Genomic DNA, 16,416 nt, shown 5'->3' with positions numbered 1-16,416 from the left:
CGAAAGTCCAAGGGTTCCTGCTTAAAGCTAATCTGAGCAGGGTAAGCCGACCCCTAAGGCGAGGCCGAAAGGCGTAGTCGATGGGAACCAGGTTAATATTCCTGGGCCAGGAGGATGTGACGGATCTCGAAGATTGTTTGCCCTTATCGGATTGGGCAGGCCGTTTAGAGGTTCCTGGAAATAGCCCTCCGCTAGATCGTACCCTAAACCGACACAGGTGGACTGGTAGAGAATACCAAGGCGCTTGAGAGAACCACATTTAAGGAACTCGGCAAAATACCTCCGTAAGTTCGCGAGAAGGAGGCCCGTTCAGAACGCAAGTTTTGGGCGGGGGCACAAACCAGGGGGTGGCGACTGTTTACTAAAAACACAGGGCTCTGCGAAGTCGTAAGACGACGTATAGGGTCTGACGCCTGCCCGGTGCCTGAAGGTTAAAAGGAGGAGTGCAAGCTCCGAATTGAAGCCCAGGTAAACGGCGGCCGTAACTATAACGGTCCTAAGGTAGCGAAATTCCTTGTCGGGTAAGTTCCGACCTGCACGAATGGCGTAACGACTTCCCCGCTGTCTCAAATGTGGACTCAGCGAAATTGAATTTCCTGTCAAGATGCAGGATACCCGCGGTTAGACGGAAAGACCCCATGCACCTTTACTATAGCTTCGCATTGGCATCAGGCACGATATGTGCAGGATAGGTGGTAGGCTTTGAAGCAGGGACGCTAGTCCTTGTGGAGCCTCCCTTGAGATACCACCCTTATCTTGCTTGATGTCTAACCGCGGCCCGTTATCCGGGTCCGGGACCCTGCGTGGTGGGTAGTTTGACTGGGGCGGTCGCCTCCCAAATTGTAACGGAGGCGCGCGAAGGTTGGCTCAGAGCGGTCGGAAATCGCTCGTTGAGTGCAATGGCAGAAGCCAGCCTGACTGCGAGACTGACAAGTCGAGCAGAGTCGAAAGACGGCCATAGTGATCCGGTGGTCCCGAGTGGAAGGGCCATCGCTCAACGGATAAAAGGTACGCTGGGGATAACAGGCTGATGGTGCCCAAGAGTCCATATCGACGGCACCGTTTGGCACCTCGATGTCGGCTCATCTCATCCTGGGGCTGGAGCAGGTCCCAAGGGTACGGCTGTTCGCCGTTTAAAGAGGTACGTGAGCTGGGTTTAGAACGTCGTGAGACAGTTCGGTCCCTATCTTCCGTGGGTGTAGGATACTTGAGAAGAGTTGCCCCTAGTACGAGAGGACCGGGGTGAACGATCCACTGGTGGACCTGTTGTCGTGCCAACGGCAGTGCAGGGTAGCTATGATCGGACAGGATAACCGCTGAAGGCATCTAAGCGGGAAGCCCCCTTCAAAACAAGGTATCCCTGAGGGCCGAGGTAGACCACCTCGTCGATAGGCCAGAGATGTAAGCGCAGCAATGCGTTCAGTTGACTGGTACTAATTGCCCGATAGGCTTGATTTGATCCAGTAATAGTAAGACTGGCGAAAAATCAGGATACATACACAAACACCAACAGTCGTATAAGACTTGGAACAAACAAAACGCCCGGTAAAAAGGGCACTTCAACCAACAACCTTGGAAAGAAGTGCCTCATAGCACCTGAGTGAGCTGCACGTTTGCTGCGCAAACATGCCTTGCTCACCCAGGTCAAAACCGGGTCGTTTTGACCTGGCGTTGTTTTTTTGGTTTGGTGGTCATAGCGCGAGCAAAACACCCGATCCCATCCCGAACTCGGCAGTTAAGTGCCGCAGCGCTGATGGTACTGCGTCTTAAGACGTGGGAGAGTAAGTCACTGCCAAACCTAATAAACAACGTCATGCTTGCCACACAGCAAGCGTATCTCTCTTACGATGCACCTAATCAGATTAGGTGCGCCATAAATGGCGCGGGATGGAGCAGCCCGGTAGCTCGTCAGGCTCATAACCTGAAGGTCGTAGGTTCAAATCCTACTCCCGCAACCAAAATATAAAAATAAATCAAACGCTTGCCTGATGGTACTCAGATACCACAGGCAATTTTGCGGTTTACGTCAACACCACGTCAACGTTTGGCGAGTCGCACCCCCCGAAAAGCCGTAATCACTGATAATCAGCTGCTTTCAGTGACAGCAGGTGACAATCGGGCATACTGAAGCGGATTGCCTCGGCCAGCTGATGGCGGTAATCGTAACCACTTGCGTCACGGAACTAGTCGGCAGCTTGTGCGTCCATTGCCGCCCGCAGTTTAATGTCCGAAAATTCTGCGGAGATTTGATCAGATAATCTTCGCGCAGTACGACTAGTCTATCAAGGATCGTCGGCTAGATCCGCCTTTTCTATTCGGCGCCTCGTACGGATGCTCAGCGGTCTCGTTTGAGCCTGCACACACGGGCCTCTTGGCATCGCCGTTGTGCTCGTGGCATCACTTGCGCATGATTGAATTCCGTACGCTCCCTGATGATCATCCAGATTTAATGCGTTCGCTGCTGCTGCGGGGCGCATTTTTGACGCTGCAATATGCCCAAGAGCACGGTTCGATCGGCCTCACCCAAACCAAGGCGTTTAAGCGCGTCTTCGTACACTGGGCCGTGGAGCACTTCGATTGGCCGGGAAAAAGCGCCGAAGAAATGTTCCGCTACAACAAGGTCGTTAATGAGTACGAATTCCCACCACTTGAGGTTCTGCACTTCCTGCTAATCTCGTTACGCCTCGGACGGCATTATAAGGGGGCGTTTCGGTTGACGAAGAAGGGTGCTGAGCTGGCCCGATCGCCAGGGCGCTTGTTTGCCGAGCTGATCCCGTACTTCGTTCTCCGCATCGATCACGCGTCCTATGCCCGTTTTGACGATCGGCCGTTTGGGAAATGGGATGTCTGGATGAATGTCATCAACGTCGAGGCTGACCATGGAACCACTGAGGCGGCTTTGTACCAAGCCTTCTACGGCGAGCCAGAGGATTGGCACACCGCCGGATGGCGGGCCATGGGCGCGTTCTCATCATGCGTGCTTCGGCCCCTTGAATGGGCAGGATTGTTGATGGAGACTCGGGACGAGGGCACAGGCAAGCGTGACTGTCATGTTTTCAAGACACCGCTTTGGCGCAGCGCACTCAAGCTCGATACCGATGAGATGCTGCAGCCGACGCCCGTACAATAATCGGCAATACTCCATTCGGTGCACCTACTGACGGACCACCCGCCATTCGCGACGTGAAGGCGCTATTGAGAACAGAACGGACCGAACCATGATTGTTTGCAGTGCGGCTTCACACCCTTAGGAGATCCAGCAAGGGGTCGAAGGCATAAAGGGCAGCTCTCCGCCCCGCTGCGGGCTGAAGCGTCCTTAGAAGGCCGGCATCGACAAGGCGTCGCGATAGCAAGCGCGCGGTGGTCGCTGGGATGCCCGATCTCTCCACGAACCGATCATTGCGAAACACCGGGCTCGCGAACACGAAGTCCAGTGCCTGATCATGAAATTGTGAGTTTAGCACCTCACGGAAGCGCTCGCGCATTCCGCTATGCAGCTTAAAGATCGCATCGGCCGTCTGGATATTCACCGTGGCCTGCTCATGCATGGCCTGCAGGAAGAATATCACCCAACCAGTCCAGTCGCCCTCTGCAGACACGGCCCGCATCCGCTCGACATATTCGTCCTTGTGGGTCTCAAAGTAGCCGGAGACGAAGAAGTTGGGCTGGCTGAGCACACCTAGTCGCCAGAGCATCAGCGTGATTAGCATGCGCCCGATCCGGCCATTGCCATCCTCGAACGGGTGAAGCGCTTCAAATTCAACATGTGCGAGAGCCGTGCGGATGAGTGGGCGCGTTTCGCTCGTATTGATGAACTGCACCAAAGCCGCCATCGCAGGCTCAAGCTGCTCGGGGGCGATGGGGACATAATAAATCTTCCCGCGGCGCTCATCCCCGATGTAGTTCTGCTCGATCTTATAGCTGCCTGGACGCTTTCTAGCGCCACGCCCGGCGGAGAGCAGTTGCTGGTGCGCAGACCGGATCAGGTGTTCCCCAAGGGGCATACCTTCGGCAAGGGCAACTTGCGCGCTTCGGAGGGCGCGCGAATAGAGGTAAGTCTCAATGTCGTCGTGACGGGCATCGCGATAGAGGTCCGTGCTTCCGGAATCTTCCTCTGCCTCCAGGCGATAGAGGTCCTCAATCGTCGAGATAGTGCCCTCCATCCGCGACGAGGTCACCGCGTCCTGGCGGCGCAATGGAGCGAGGAACAGCTCGCCATTCACCATGCCTGATATTTTGGCGTCATAGCGTGCCAGGGAAGCTGCAGCCTCTTCCAGAGGGCCAAGCAGGCGTTCGTAATCCAGTGACTTGGGCGAAAACGCGCCCTCATGATAGCTCACTGCATCTGCCAGATCGTATGCTTTGATGGCCATTTTTTGCCTCAAATTGTCATCAACGTTGTTTGATGGCACCCTAGTCACATCAAATCCTGTTGGCAACGGATTTTGGGCAAACGTTGCCATCAACGTGTTTTGACGCTTGTTGGCTGCCATCAAAGCGTCTTTGCGGCAAGCAAATAGGGCAATTGGCCTCCAACCCGCCTTCAGATCACCATGGGGCTAAGGCAACCGTCGCGTTTGCCCCGCTGTGCCGGAAGATGGATTTGCATAATATTACAGTGTAGGAAAATCTCATGGATTTTGTCTTTTACGATCTTGAAACCACGGGGATCTCTCCCGAGTTCGACCAGCCGCTGCAGTTCGCCGCGATCTGGACGGATGAGAATTTCGTGGAAAAGGACCGGGTCAACATCCGCTGCCGGTTGGCGCCCCATATTTTGCCTTCACCGCAGGCGTTGGTTGTTACTCGCGTTACGCCTGATCAGCTGACAGACCCAAGCCTGCCATCGCTGTTTGAGTTCTCGCAGCAGGTGGCTGAGTTCACGCAGCGATGGGCGCCTGCAATCTGGGTGGGCTACAACACGATAAAGTTCGACGAGGAAGTGCTGCGGCAGACCTTCTACCAGAATCTGTTACCGAACATTTACGCCACGCAGTTCAATGGCAACACGCGCTTTGACATTCTGCCTGCAGTCTATGCCGCTTATGCCCGACACCCGGACCTACTCGTCTGGCCCACCGATGACACTGGCCGGCGGAGCTTCAAGCTAGATCGGCTGGCGCCTGCAAATGGCTTCAATGCCCACAACGCGCATGATGCCCTGGGGGACGTTGAGGCGACCATCCACATCGCACGTCTGATCGCAACGCGTAGCCCAGCGCTTTGGTCCGAGTTGATCGACAACGCCCACAAGGCGAGTGTGCAGGCAAAACTTGAAAGCTTCCAGCCCTACGAGCTGGTCACGCGCTTTGGCGGTGGTGAGCCGCGTTCCTACGTGGGCTGTTTCTGCGGATACTCTCACGGCAACAGCGCGCAGGCCGCGTTTTTCGATCTGGATGCCGCAGACCCAGCCGATTTTCTCGAAGCTTCGGATGCAGCGATCTTTGCGGCAGTAGACGGCACCCCGAAGATCATTAGGGGCGTGTCCACAAATAAGGCACCCGCGCTCCTCGGACCCGCAGCGCCCAGCGCAGAGTATCTTCGCCGCGCCGAGGTCATCGCCAATGCGCCTGAGTTTCGTCAGCGTGTAGGCGCTGCGATGGCGGCACGCTTCGTCGAAGATCCCGATGCCCCGCCCAAGTCGGTTGAGCGACAGATTTATGGGGAATTCTATTCCAATGCTGACAAACAACTCTTGCAGGAGTTTCAGCATGCGGCCTGGCCGCGTCGGCAAGAAATCGCCGCAAGCCTTTCAGATCCTAGGTTGCGTCAGCTCGGTCGGCGGTTGGTGGCGTTTTACAGCCCTGAGCTGCTGACATCAGATGAGATGGCGCTTTTCAAAGTCTATCTGCGTGATAAGTGGTCGGCGCCTGACGTACCTGAAACCGAATGGATGACCTTCGAAAAAGCGGAAGCAGCACTACGTGATTTGCGTGCTGCCGATGCTGTAGAGCACCGCGATCTTGACGCGATTGCGTTATTTATAAGGGCACGGTTCGAAGGTGATGCGTAGGAACCCAAAAGTACACTTGCCTTATTTTAGGGCGCTTTAGGCCACTTGGGTTGACCGGCGAAATTGGACGATTGCAGCGTTCTTATGCCGCATGTGCGGAATGTACGGTCGGGATCAGTCCAAAGCCGATACAGTTACGGTAACGTTGCAATGCAGCATCTGGCACATTGGGCGTATTTTGTTGAAAAACTCTTCCTTGATCGAGAGCTGAACTACTGATTCAATTCCTGTAATTGAGGGGAGGATCGGCGATGATGGGACCGAGGCAGGAAGCGCAACCGGCGCTGTTTTACGAGTTTTCGCTCGAGGATCACATTCCCACGGATCACCTGCTGCGATCCATCGACCGCTTCGTCGACCTGAGCAGCATCCGTGCCCATCTGGCGGAGTTCTATAGTCATACGGGCCGCCCGTCGGTCGATCCCGAACTGCTGATCCGGATGCTGCTGGTCGGATACTGTTTCGGCATCCGTTCAGAGCGGCGGCTCTGCGAAGAGGTCCATCTGAACATCGCGTATCGCTGGTTTTGTCGCCTCGATCTGATCGATCGTGTCCCGGATCACTCGACGTTTTCCAAGAACCGGCATGGGCGTTTTCGCGACAGCGAACTTCTGCGCCACCTGTTCGAGACGACTGTCGCGCGTTGCATCGCCGAAGGTCTGGTCAGCGGCCAGCGCATGGCGGTTGATGCCAGCCTGATTGAAGCGGATGCCAACAAGCAGAACTCCACGCCGAAGGAAGACTGGCACGCGGCAAGCATAGACCCGGCGGATGCGCCCCGCGCCGTCCGCGAGTATCTCGACACACTGGACAAGGCAGCCTTTGGCGCAGCAAGCGAGGTGCAGCCCAAGTTTACCTCGCATTCTGATCCCGCCAGTCAGTGGACAGCAGCCCGCAAAGGCCCTGCTTTCTTTAGCTATTCCGACAACTATCTCATCGACACGGATCACGGTGTCATCTTGGATGTGGAACCCACCCGCTCCATCCGGCAAGCCGAGGTTGGATCGACAAAAACCATGCTGACGCGGGTGAAAGACAAGTTTGGCCTGGTTCCTGACTGGATGATCGCCGACACTGCCTATGGCTCAGGCCCAATGCTCGGCTGGCTCGTGGATCGCAAGATCGATCCCTACATCCCTGTGATCGACAAGGCCGGACGCCCCGATGGGACCTGGACACGCACAGATTTCGACTGGGATGCGCAGAACGACCAATACATCTGCCCCGAGGGGCACGGGCTCAAGCAGTTCCGCCGTAATTATTCCGACCCGAACCGAGGCCCGACGGGCAAGGGCACCGCGAAGTATCGTGCGCTGAAGCTGACCTGTCAGGTTTGCCCATCCAAGCCGAAGTGCTGCCCTAATGCCGACGCCAGATCGATCACCCGTGAAGAACACGAAGATGCCCGTCAAGTTGCCAGAGATCTGGCCAAAACGGATGAATACGCGATTGCGATGAAGCTCAGGAAGAAGGTTGAGATGCTCTTTGCCCACCTCAAACGTATTCTCGGCCTGAGCCGGCTTCGATTACGTGGTCCATGCGGTGCAAATGACGAATTCCTCCTCGCCGCAACCGCCCAAAACCTTCGCAAACTCGCCAAGATATTTCCTGCACCGCAGCAAATACGCAAAGCCTGATAGAAAAGGCGCTCGCGCCGGATTTGGAACAGCTATTTCTGCGCTCGCAAACGTTAGTTTTTCCACAGAATCGGCGGGAAGCGGTCATTCGCTGCGAGCGTGAACTCGGATTGCCCCTCCACCGAGAGCCGACATTGAGCAATCTTCAAAATTAAACCTTTATCAGTGCTGCCGTAAGGCAGCAGTGAGCCCAAACGGACCGCGCTATTGCTGGCTGTCTTCGCACCCGTAGCTTTCCAACGGTCATCAAGGACGACCCTCCTCGGTCATTGACTGACAGCGTTTTCGTTTCGATGGAGTTCAAGATAGCGGTTTTTCGTCAGCGCTGCGGGAGTCTATGCAGCTCAACCAATTGACACCGAGCGAACGGTTCGACTCTTGCCGTCAGGGCGCAAGGCCAAGCAAGCGCAGCGCCTCGCGGGGGCAGGCTTTCTCCAGATGATCTGAAAGCTGTCAGCCACATTGCTTTGAGCCACGGACATTCCAGGTATGGCGATCCAGGCCGGTACTGTCCGGTCTAAAAGTGCGAGGATCGTTGTGCGGGCAGCGGCCACCCCTTGCTGAAAGGGCAATTGGGCGGCCACGCTGACGAATTGCCGCCCCGCTGCCAGCGCGATGGCGACATCTTCGCCCAAATCGACCGTCGCCATAGCAGGTGTGTAACCCGCCGACTGCAGCCGGGTCGCCACCGCGTTCGCGGGCGTGTCCCAGACCACGAAGAAGGCCGAGATATCGGGGTGGTCCGCAATCATCTGCAGAGCGAGTTCGGCGGCTTCATCCATGGCACCGAACCGCCGGACATGACTGCGCACGTCGGGGCGGTTGGCCTGCAACCAATTGGCAAAGGCGATCTCGCGTTCGTTTGTGGCGAAGAAGTCTGCTGCAAAGCCAAGGACACCTACCGCCGCCCCCTCGACCAGATGCGGGGCAAGGCCAGCGGCGGCCATTTTTCCCAACCCGAAATTATCCGATGACACCAATGAAGTGTAATGCTTTCCGGGCAAGAGGCCCGTGGGAACGTTCTCCAGAAGTATCAGTCGGATGCCAGACTCCGAAACCCGCCGGAATGCAGCTGCGACCTGTTCGTTGGCCACGGGCAACGCCACGATTGCATCCGGTGCCGCCACGATCAGTCGGTCTAATTCGGACACCTGCCGATTCACGGAGAAACCGCAATCGATCACCTCGGTGACGACCACGCCACAATCACCGAAGATGCCCAGCATACCGGAGATCTGCTGTTTGGTCCAATCGCCGTCCAGCGTATGCAGCACGATGGCCACGCGTCTGGTTGCCGCCCTCGCGGCAGCCAGATCCTCTGGCAGCAGGCTGACCCGTTCGGGCGGCGATGCGCGCTCACCATGGGGCCCGAGTCCGGAAATAGTCACGGTTCGATCCTCCGTGGGTCAGATGGCGGCAAATGATTTGGTGGCGGCGGTTCGGCCTTGTCGGCAAGGCCGTGGAAGGCGACGAAACCGGGATGCATGTTCGGTTTTCCGTGAAGGATCCAGTCCTTGAGGAAGGAAGGTGAAAACAGCGCTTCTGATGCCACCCGCGCAGCGCCGACCAGACCGGCGGAACTGCCCATCTGTGAGCAGATGATCCGCAGATCCCGCGTCACCAATGGATGGGACGCCCCGTAAACTGTTTCTCGGATGCCCGCCAACAGATTGTCATTGGTCTGGACCAGCGTGCCCGATAGCACGATGATCTCGGGGTTCAGGGCGTTGGTGAGGGTCGCTACGACTTGCCCGATAAGATGCCCCGACTTCGACAGGATCGCCGACGCCGCAGTATCGCCGATCTGGGCGGCCTGTGACACTTCAATTGATGTAATCTCGGTTCCGCGACGCAAGAGATCTGCCAGAACCGGACTGCGGCCGCTCTCCGCCGCGGCGCGCCCTTCGCGCTCGATCATGTTGGAGCCTGCCATCACGTCCAGCGTGCCGGCTACCCCGTCCGACACCACTGGCAGCGCACCGATCAACCCCGCCGCTCCCTGCGCCCCGCGGTAAAGTTGCCCATCGCAGACGATCCCCGCCCCGATCCGGCGCCCGACCTTTACGAACAGCATGGAGCGCAGGCCGTGCCCGGCACCGACGTGCAATTCGCCCATCGCCATGGTTTCGACGCTAGAGCGAATCCAGACCGGCACGCCAAACTGGCGGGTCAGGGTTTCAACCAGTGGGAAATCTTCCCATGCGGGAAGGACGGGAGGCGTGGTGGTCATGAAGGCATCGTCGCGCCCGGAAGGCACCGTGCCGGGAACTGAAAGGGAAATCCCCCAAGGCGCGGTGGGCGTGACCTGACGTTCCAGACACCAGTTGAAAAGGGACGTCAGCCTGTCTGCCAGTTGTGCCACTGGGGCGGTCAGGTTAGCGGCCTCATGGTGTTGGGTCAGCAGGTTGCCCGACAGATCCGAAACGCCTACACCGATCGACATCTGATCCAGCGTTGCCAGCAAAATCAGCCCGCGACGGGCCGAGAACTTAACGAGGCGCGGTGCTCGCCCACCAGTCGCGTGGCCGAGTTCGCTTTCATCGACAAGGTTCAGATCCGATAGCAGTTGCAGTCGGTCCGCCACCACTGCCCGGCCCAGCTCAGCCTCTCGCTCCAGTTCCTGCCGCGTGGAAGCGCGCTCAGTCCGGATCAAGTTCAGGATTTCAATTAGCGAGGGGATTGCCGTTTCGCTGGTGCGCGGACGGCCCTTGCCGCGCAAGCGGGATGATTCGGCGGCATTCGCGTCCATCGGCAAAAGAGGCTCCTCAAGTAGGTGCAACAGGAATAGTCGGCCTGATTCCGTCGTTCAAGTAGATACTTTTGCATTTAATATGCAAAAGTCATACAACTTATGCATAAATATAGTTGACTTATGCCGATTGTGGCCCTACTGCTTCTCTCACGGTCAAGACGGCCGTCAGGAGGATCGCTTCGGCAGGCAAGACCGCGCCGGACGCGCAATGAGGGAGGGGTCACAGATGGCCGGATGGAAGCTGGCGTATCACGCCAATTGCTGGGGGGCGCTGGGCGGTAATGCCGAGGGCGTCACCTCAATCACCCAACTCAGCTATCGCACCTTTGGCGCAATGGATCGCGCCTTTGCCGACATAGCGGCGGCGGGCTATCAGGGGGTGGAGCTGTTCGACGGTAACTTGCTGGATGCGTCAGCTGCGGAAATGAGGCAAAGTCTGGCAGACAACGGGCTGACGCTGGTCGCAGCCTACGCCGGTGGGAACTTCATTTTCGACGACATCCTGCCAGATGAACTTGCGCGAGTAACCCGTGCAGCTGACCGTGCCGCCGAACTTGATGCGCCGCATCTGGTGGTGGGCGGCGGAGCCAAGCGGTTCGACGGAGTGCGCGAGACAGATTATCACAAGCTGGGCGGCGCGCTAGACCGCGTCAAGGCGATTGCCGATGCCCGGGGATTGCGCGCACACTATCACCCGCACCTGTCCACCATCGTTGAGGGGCCGTCCGAGGTTGCCAAGATATTCGATCTGACGGCAATCGATTTCTGCCCGGACACGGCACATCTGGCCGCTGCCGGGGGCGATCCTGCGCAACTCATCCGCGATCACGCGGCGCGCATTTCTTACATCCATCTGAAGGGGTTCCAGAAAGACCCCTTTGCCTTCACCCCACTAGATCGGGGCGACGTGCCGACCGGCCCGATCCTTGAGGCGATCCGGGACGTGGGTTTCGCGGGTTGGATTTGTACCGAACTGGACAGCTGGGACGACCCCGCCGCAGGGGCGCGGATCAGCATGGAATATTTGAACCGGGCGATGGCGGACTGACAGCCAGGCCCTTTACCGGGGGGGTGACCCCCCATCTCTTCTCTGGGAGGAAGAAATTATGCTCAATCGACGTGTTCTTTTAGGTTCGGCTACCGCCTTTGCGCTGGCCTTCGGGCTGGGCGCCCCCGCCTTCGCCGACCCTGACGCAGCCTTGGCCGCGCTACAGGAAACTGTGCTATCCAAGGGACCGAACGGCGAAGAGCCGACGGCGCCGTCAACCGTTGTCCTCAGCGACGAGGAAATGGCTCAGATCCGGGCGATGGGGGCCACCGCCGCCATCGTCATGCACTACGGTGGCAATGACTGGTCTCGCGCCCAGATTAACGGGCTGGAGACGCAGTTTGCCGCGATGGGCATCGAAGTGATCGCGGTTACCGATGCTGGGTTTAAACCGGAAAAGCAGGTCAGCGACCTAGAAACCATTATGGCGCAAGAACCAGACATCATCGTGTCGATCCCCGCTGACCCCACCGCCACTGCGGCGGCCTATCGTGCAGCGTCCGAGGCAGGGGTCCATTTGGTATTCATGGACAACGTGCCGACCGGTTTTGTGGCCGGTGAGGACTTTGTCTCAGTCGTCTCGGCGGACAATTACGGCAACGGCGTCGCCGCAGCACATCTGATGGCCAAGGCCCTAGGGCCGGACGGTGGGGATATCGGTCTTGTCTATCACGCCGCCGATTTCTTCGTGACCAAGCAGCGCTACGATGCCTTCAAGGCGACTATCACCAGCGATTACCCCGAAATTAGGATCGTGGCAGAACAAGGGATCGGCGGGCCGGACTTTTCTGGCGACGCGGAAAAGGCAGCTGGGGCGATGTTGATATCAAACCAGTCGATCAACGGTATTTGGGCTGTCTGGGACGTGCCCGCTGAAGGCGTGATTTCCGCCGCAAGGTCGGCAGGGCGGGATGATCTGGTCATCACAACCGTGGACCTTGGTGAAAACGTGGCGATTAACATGGCACAAGACGGCTTTATTCAGGGTCTTGGTGCGCAGCGTCCTTATGATGCGGGTATCGTCGAGGCCAAACTGGCTGGCTACGCACTTTTGGGGAAAGAGGCCCCGGCATTTGTAGCACTGCCCGCGCTCCCCGTCACAAGGGAAAACTTGCTGGAAGCCTGGACGCAAGTCTACTCCGCCGAAGCGACCGACAACATCAAGTCGTTGATGCAATGATCACTGTGGCGCGGGGATAATCCCCGCGCGACATCTGAGTCTTCGGCTCGGCAGATTATTTCCTGGCCCAACCGATGCCTCTCCCTCAGCCACGGAGACTGAAAATGACTAAAGTGATGAATGTCGCCATGATCGGCGGCGGGTTCATGGGCAAGGCGCACGCCATGGCCTATGCGTCGATGCCAATGTTCTTCTGGCCCGCCCCGGCCATTCCGCACCGCAAGATCGTGGTTGATATTACTGATGGAGCAGCCGAAGAGGCGCGTCAACGCTTCGGCTTCGACGAGGCCAGCAGCGACTGGCGTGCCGTGATAAACCGGCCAGATATTGACGTCGTGGATATCTGCACCCCGAACAACGTCCACGCCGAAATCGCCATCGCGGCTGCAAAAGCGGGCAAGCACATAATCTGCGAGAAACCCCTCGCGCGCACTGTTGAAGAGGCTCGCGCGATGACCGAAGCGGCCAAGGCCGCAGGTATAATCCACATGGTTGCATTCAACTACCGCCGCACGCCCGCCGTGGCTTTGGCGAAGAAATTCATCGAAGAAGGCCGCATCGGTCGCATCCTGAATTTCCGTGGCACCTATCTGCAAGACTGGTCGGCTGATGAGAATGGCCCGCTGTCGTGGCGGTTCCAGAAAAAGATCGCGGGCTCTGGCGCGGTGGGCGATATCGGCACCCATGTCGTCGATCTGGCGCACTATCTTGTCGGCCCCATCGCTGAGGTGATCGCCATGACCAAGACCTATGTGGAAACGCGCCCGATCCAACAAGGCGGCGTCGATAAGCTGGGTGCGTCGGAAAAGGCTGCCGATGTAGAGCGCGCGCCGGTGGATGTCGACGACGAGGTGATCTCGATGCTGCGCTTTGATGGCGGTGCCATCGGGAGTCTTGAGGCGACGCGGAATGCCTGGGGCCGCAATAACTTTATCACGCTCGAAATCCACGGCACCAAAGGGTCGATCCACTTTAACTACGAACGCCGTGACGAATTGCAGGTCATGTTCGCCGACGATCCGGCGGATGCGCGCGGGTTCCGCACGATCTATACTGGCCCAGCGCACCCCTACGGAAATGGCTTGTGGCCGATTCCGGGCTTGGGCATCGGTTATTCTGAGACGAAGATCGTGGAATGTTTCGACTTCTTCAGCGCTATCGCCTCTGGCGAGCAGCCCAGCCCCAACTTTGAAGACGGGCTTTTGACCGAGCTGGTTGCCGATGCCATGTTGCGTTCGGGCGAAACCGGCAAGTGGGAATCGGTAAAATGACCACCCCTGTTGCTGCAGTTCGCATGACTGGGATCTCCAAATCCTTCGGCGGCGTACGGGCGTTAGACAACGTCGACCTAGAAGTTCTGGAGGGCGAGGTCCATGCCTTGCTGGGCGGTAACGGGGCTGGAAAATCGACTATCCTAAAAGTGCTGAACGGGGTGCATAGCGCCGATGAAGGCACTGTAGAGGTGGCGGGCCAGAAACTTGCCGGTGCTACGCCCGAAGCGGCCCGTGCTGCGGGCGTAGCGATGAACTTTCAGGAAATGTCACTGGTTCCTACCCTGACCGTGGCGCAGAACGTGTTTCTGACACGCGAGGCCCGCGATGCGCGCGGCTTGATCGACGACGCCGACTCTATCCGCCGCGCTGAAGCGATATTCAAGATGCTGGAAGTGGAGGTAAACCCCCGTGCCCTAGTGGGGGATTTGGGAGCTGGGCAGAAGCAGTTGACAGAAATTGCCAAGGCTATCAGCCAGGACGCAAGGGTCCTGATCCTCGATGAACCATCGACTGCACTGGCCGTTTCAGATGTAGAACGGTTGTTCGTATTCCTGCGTAAGCTGAAGGCCAAGGGTGTGGCGATCATCTATGTCAGTCACAGGATGGATGAAATTGCCCGCATCGCGGACCGCGCCACGATCCTGCGCGACGGGCGTCACGTAATCACGGCGCCAATGGTGGATCTGCATGTTGACACAATGATCGAACATATTGTCGGGAGACGATCAAAGGGGTTTGCTGATGTCTTGCGCGGCGAGGTGACTAAAGGCGATGCGTTGCTAGAACTGAAGGCCGTCTCTGGGCCGCACAAGCCCGAAAACGTCAGCTTTACTCTCCATCGGGGTGAAGTGCTGGGGTTGGCAGGGCTTCTCGGCTCAGGCCGCTCGGCGCTGGCGCGGGTGATCGCGGGGATTGAACCTGCCGTCGCGGGCGAGATCGCCATCAATGGCCGCGCGGTGCAGATCCGCAGTCCATCAGATGCGATTGCCGAAGGGGTGGCACTGGTGCCCGAAGCCCGCGCCACGCAAGGAATTATCCCTGCCCACAGCGTTGCCGACAATATGGTCATGGCCGTTCTGGGCCGCATCACTAAAGGTGGTCTTGTGGATCGGATCCAAGCCCGCGAGATAACCGACAAGATGATCCAGCGTCTGTCAGTCAAGACGGCCAGTCGGGATCATGCTGTCTCTACACTTTCGGGCGGCAATCAGCAGAAAGTCGTCATCGGGAAATGGCTGGCCACTGACCCCGACATCCTGATTTTGGATGAGCCCACCGCTGGTATCGACATCGGATCGAAATCCGAAATCATCCGCTTGGTGCGCGACCTTGCGATGGCGGGCAAAGGGGTGCTGGTGATCTCATCCGAGCTTTCGGAACTTCTGACCGCCTGTGACAGGATTTTGGTGATGGCCGATGGCCGCGCACATCAGATGCTGGACCGTGCCGATCTAGATGATCCGACCGAGACCAACCCCGAACATGCCCTGCAAGCTGCCGAGCGGCGCCTGCAGATCGAGATCCAGAAAGCTCTGACCGCAAAGGAAGCCACACATGGCTAATGCAGTATCAGCCCCCAGCAGGAACCTGTTCGCGAATTGGCGGCAGAACATCATCTACATCGGCTTTGTCGTGATCTTTCTGATCTTCGCGGTGACGTTGAGCGACAAGGGATTCCTGAACCCCAACAACTTGCTGAACATCGTAAGGCAGACGGCGATGATTGCCGTCATGGCGATCGCAATGACCTTCGTTCTGTCGGCTGGAGAGATTGACCTTTCCGTAGGTGCGGTTGCCGGGTTGACGACGGTAACCGTTGCTATGGCCATCGCCGTAGCGGGCCCGATCGGTGGGGTCGCGGCAGGTATTGCCACCGGCCTCGCGGTCGGCATGTTCAACGGATGGCTGACAACCCGCATCGGGATCCCTTCGTTTCTGACGACCCTTGCGATGATGGGCATCGCCAAGGGGGTAGCGATGTGGATTTCCGACACCGCTGCCGTGCCTATTTTGTCGCCCGGCTATTCTTGGCTGTTCGGCGGCGGTTCCATGGGGCCGATCCCGGTGCTCCTTGTCTGGATCGCAGTGCTGGGGGGCTTGGGACACATTGTGCTGCGTCGGTCAGGATTTGGCCGTCGAGTGCTGGCCACCGGTGGTGGCGAGACCGCCGCGCGCTATTCCGGCATCGATACTGCCAACATCAAGATGAAGGTGCTGGTTCTGTCCTCCTGTGCTGCCGCTCTGGCCGGGATGCTTTATGCCGGGCGACTGCAGTCGGGCCGCTTTCAGCTGGGCGAGGGCGATGAGCTTTCGGTCATCGCAGCAGCGGTTCTGGGAGGCACCAGCCTGTTTGGCGGCAAAGGCACAGTCATAGGCACGATTGTAGGTGCGATGATGATCGGTTTGATTAACAACGGGCTGATACTGTTTGGGCTGGAGTTCAGCCAGCAACTGATCGCGCGGGGTGGCATCATTATCATTGCTGTCGCCCTGAGCCAGAAACGGTGAAGTC

General features: G+C 58.0%; 11 protein-coding genes, 1 tRNA gene and 2 rRNA genes (1 of these 14 cut by a window edge). 11 read left to right on the top strand and 3 right to left on the bottom strand.

What is annotated here, in order from left to right; translation table 11 throughout:
- The 4 genes from LOKVESSMR4R_RS13010 to LOKVESSMR4R_RS12995 all read left to right on the top strand — a co-directional run.
- Positions 1 to 1,458, top strand: a 23S ribosomal RNA gene (locus LOKVESSMR4R_RS13010) (it extends 1,386 nt beyond the left edge of the window).
- Between the two features lie 225 nt (positions 1,459 to 1,683).
- Positions 1,684 to 1,798: ribosomal RNA gene (rrf, locus tag LOKVESSMR4R_RS13005) — 5S ribosomal RNA — on the top strand.
- An 83-nt stretch (positions 1,799 to 1,881) separates the two neighbouring features.
- Positions 1,882 to 1,958, top strand: a tRNA-Met gene (locus LOKVESSMR4R_RS13000).
- Positions 1,959 to 2,407: 449 nt separating this feature from the next.
- A complete protein-coding gene (locus LOKVESSMR4R_RS12995) occupies positions 2,408 to 3,130 on the top strand; it encodes a hypothetical protein (RefSeq protein ID WP_087209057.1) in 723 nt (240 codons plus the stop codon).
- Between the two features lie 109 nt (positions 3,131 to 3,239).
- On the opposite strand, the gene LOKVESSMR4R_RS12990 is transcribed toward LOKVESSMR4R_RS12995, so the two are convergent.
- Positions 3,240 to 4,493, bottom strand: a complete 1,254-nt coding sequence (locus LOKVESSMR4R_RS12990; RefSeq protein WP_237331786.1) for a Fic family protein — start codon at positions 4,491 to 4,493, stop codon at positions 3,240 to 3,242.
- A 140-nt stretch (positions 4,494 to 4,633) separates the two neighbouring features.
- Between LOKVESSMR4R_RS12990 and LOKVESSMR4R_RS12985 the strand changes: the two genes are divergently transcribed.
- Both LOKVESSMR4R_RS12985 and LOKVESSMR4R_RS12980 read left to right on the top strand, forming a co-directional pair.
- Complete coding sequence (locus tag LOKVESSMR4R_RS12985; protein WP_087209055.1) at positions 4,634 to 6,013, top strand: exodeoxyribonuclease I; 1,380 nt, start codon at positions 4,634 to 4,636, stop codon at positions 6,011 to 6,013.
- A gap of 251 nt (positions 6,014 to 6,264) precedes the next feature.
- Complete coding sequence (locus LOKVESSMR4R_RS12980) at positions 6,265 to 7,650, top strand: IS1182 family transposase (RefSeq protein ID WP_087209052.1); 1,386 nt, start codon at positions 6,265 to 6,267, stop codon at positions 7,648 to 7,650.
- 344 nt (positions 7,651 to 7,994) lie between these two features.
- Here LOKVESSMR4R_RS12980 and LOKVESSMR4R_RS12975 read toward each other — a convergent pair whose 3' ends face one another.
- Positions 7,995 to 8,933, bottom strand: a complete 939-nt coding sequence (locus LOKVESSMR4R_RS12975) for a substrate-binding domain-containing protein (protein ID WP_204248673.1) — start codon at positions 8,931 to 8,933, stop codon at positions 7,995 to 7,997.
- A gap of 101 nt (positions 8,934 to 9,034) precedes the next feature.
- Positions 9,035 to 10,399, bottom strand: coding sequence for an ROK family protein (locus tag LOKVESSMR4R_RS12970; RefSeq protein ID WP_087209047.1), 1,365 nt, complete (start codon positions 10,397 to 10,399; stop codon positions 9,035 to 9,037).
- Between the two features lie 229 nt (positions 10,400 to 10,628).
- Here LOKVESSMR4R_RS12970 and LOKVESSMR4R_RS12965 point away from each other — a divergent pair, with 229 nt between their 5' ends.
- The 5 genes from LOKVESSMR4R_RS12965 to LOKVESSMR4R_RS12945 all read left to right on the top strand — a co-directional run bounded on the left by LOKVESSMR4R_RS12965 (position 10,629) and on the right by LOKVESSMR4R_RS12945 (position 16,412).
- On the top strand, positions 10,629 to 11,450 hold the full coding sequence (locus LOKVESSMR4R_RS12965; RefSeq protein WP_087209044.1) for a sugar phosphate isomerase/epimerase family protein: 822 nt from the start codon (positions 10,629 to 10,631) through the stop codon (positions 11,448 to 11,450).
- Between the two features lie 58 nt (positions 11,451 to 11,508).
- Positions 11,509 to 12,630: a substrate-binding domain-containing protein gene (locus LOKVESSMR4R_RS12960; RefSeq protein ID WP_087209041.1), complete on the top strand. Its 1,122-nt coding sequence runs from the start codon at positions 11,509 to 11,511 to the stop codon at positions 12,628 to 12,630.
- Positions 12,631 to 12,734: 104 nt separating this feature from the next.
- Complete coding sequence (locus LOKVESSMR4R_RS12955) at positions 12,735 to 13,901, top strand: Gfo/Idh/MocA family protein (protein ID WP_087209038.1); 1,167 nt, start codon at positions 12,735 to 12,737, stop codon at positions 13,899 to 13,901.
- Entirely contained in the window at positions 13,898 to 15,466 is a 1,569-nt protein-coding gene (locus tag LOKVESSMR4R_RS12950) for a sugar ABC transporter ATP-binding protein (protein WP_087209035.1), read from the top strand. The genes LOKVESSMR4R_RS12955 and LOKVESSMR4R_RS12950 overlap by 4 nt, the downstream gene beginning before the upstream one ends.
- Positions 15,459 to 16,412, top strand: a complete 954-nt coding sequence (locus LOKVESSMR4R_RS12945) for an ABC transporter permease (protein ID WP_087209031.1) — start codon at positions 15,459 to 15,461, stop codon at positions 16,410 to 16,412. Before LOKVESSMR4R_RS12950 ends, LOKVESSMR4R_RS12945 begins: the two co-directional genes overlap by 8 nt.
- Positions 16,413 to 16,416 lie beyond the last annotated feature (4 nt).

Origin of the sequence: Yoonia vestfoldensis (genome assembly GCF_002158905.1) — a bacterium.
Lineage (GTDB): Bacteria > Pseudomonadota > Alphaproteobacteria > Rhodobacterales > Rhodobacteraceae > Yoonia > Yoonia vestfoldensis_B.
This window is presented reverse-complemented; position numbering and strand designations above follow the sequence as displayed.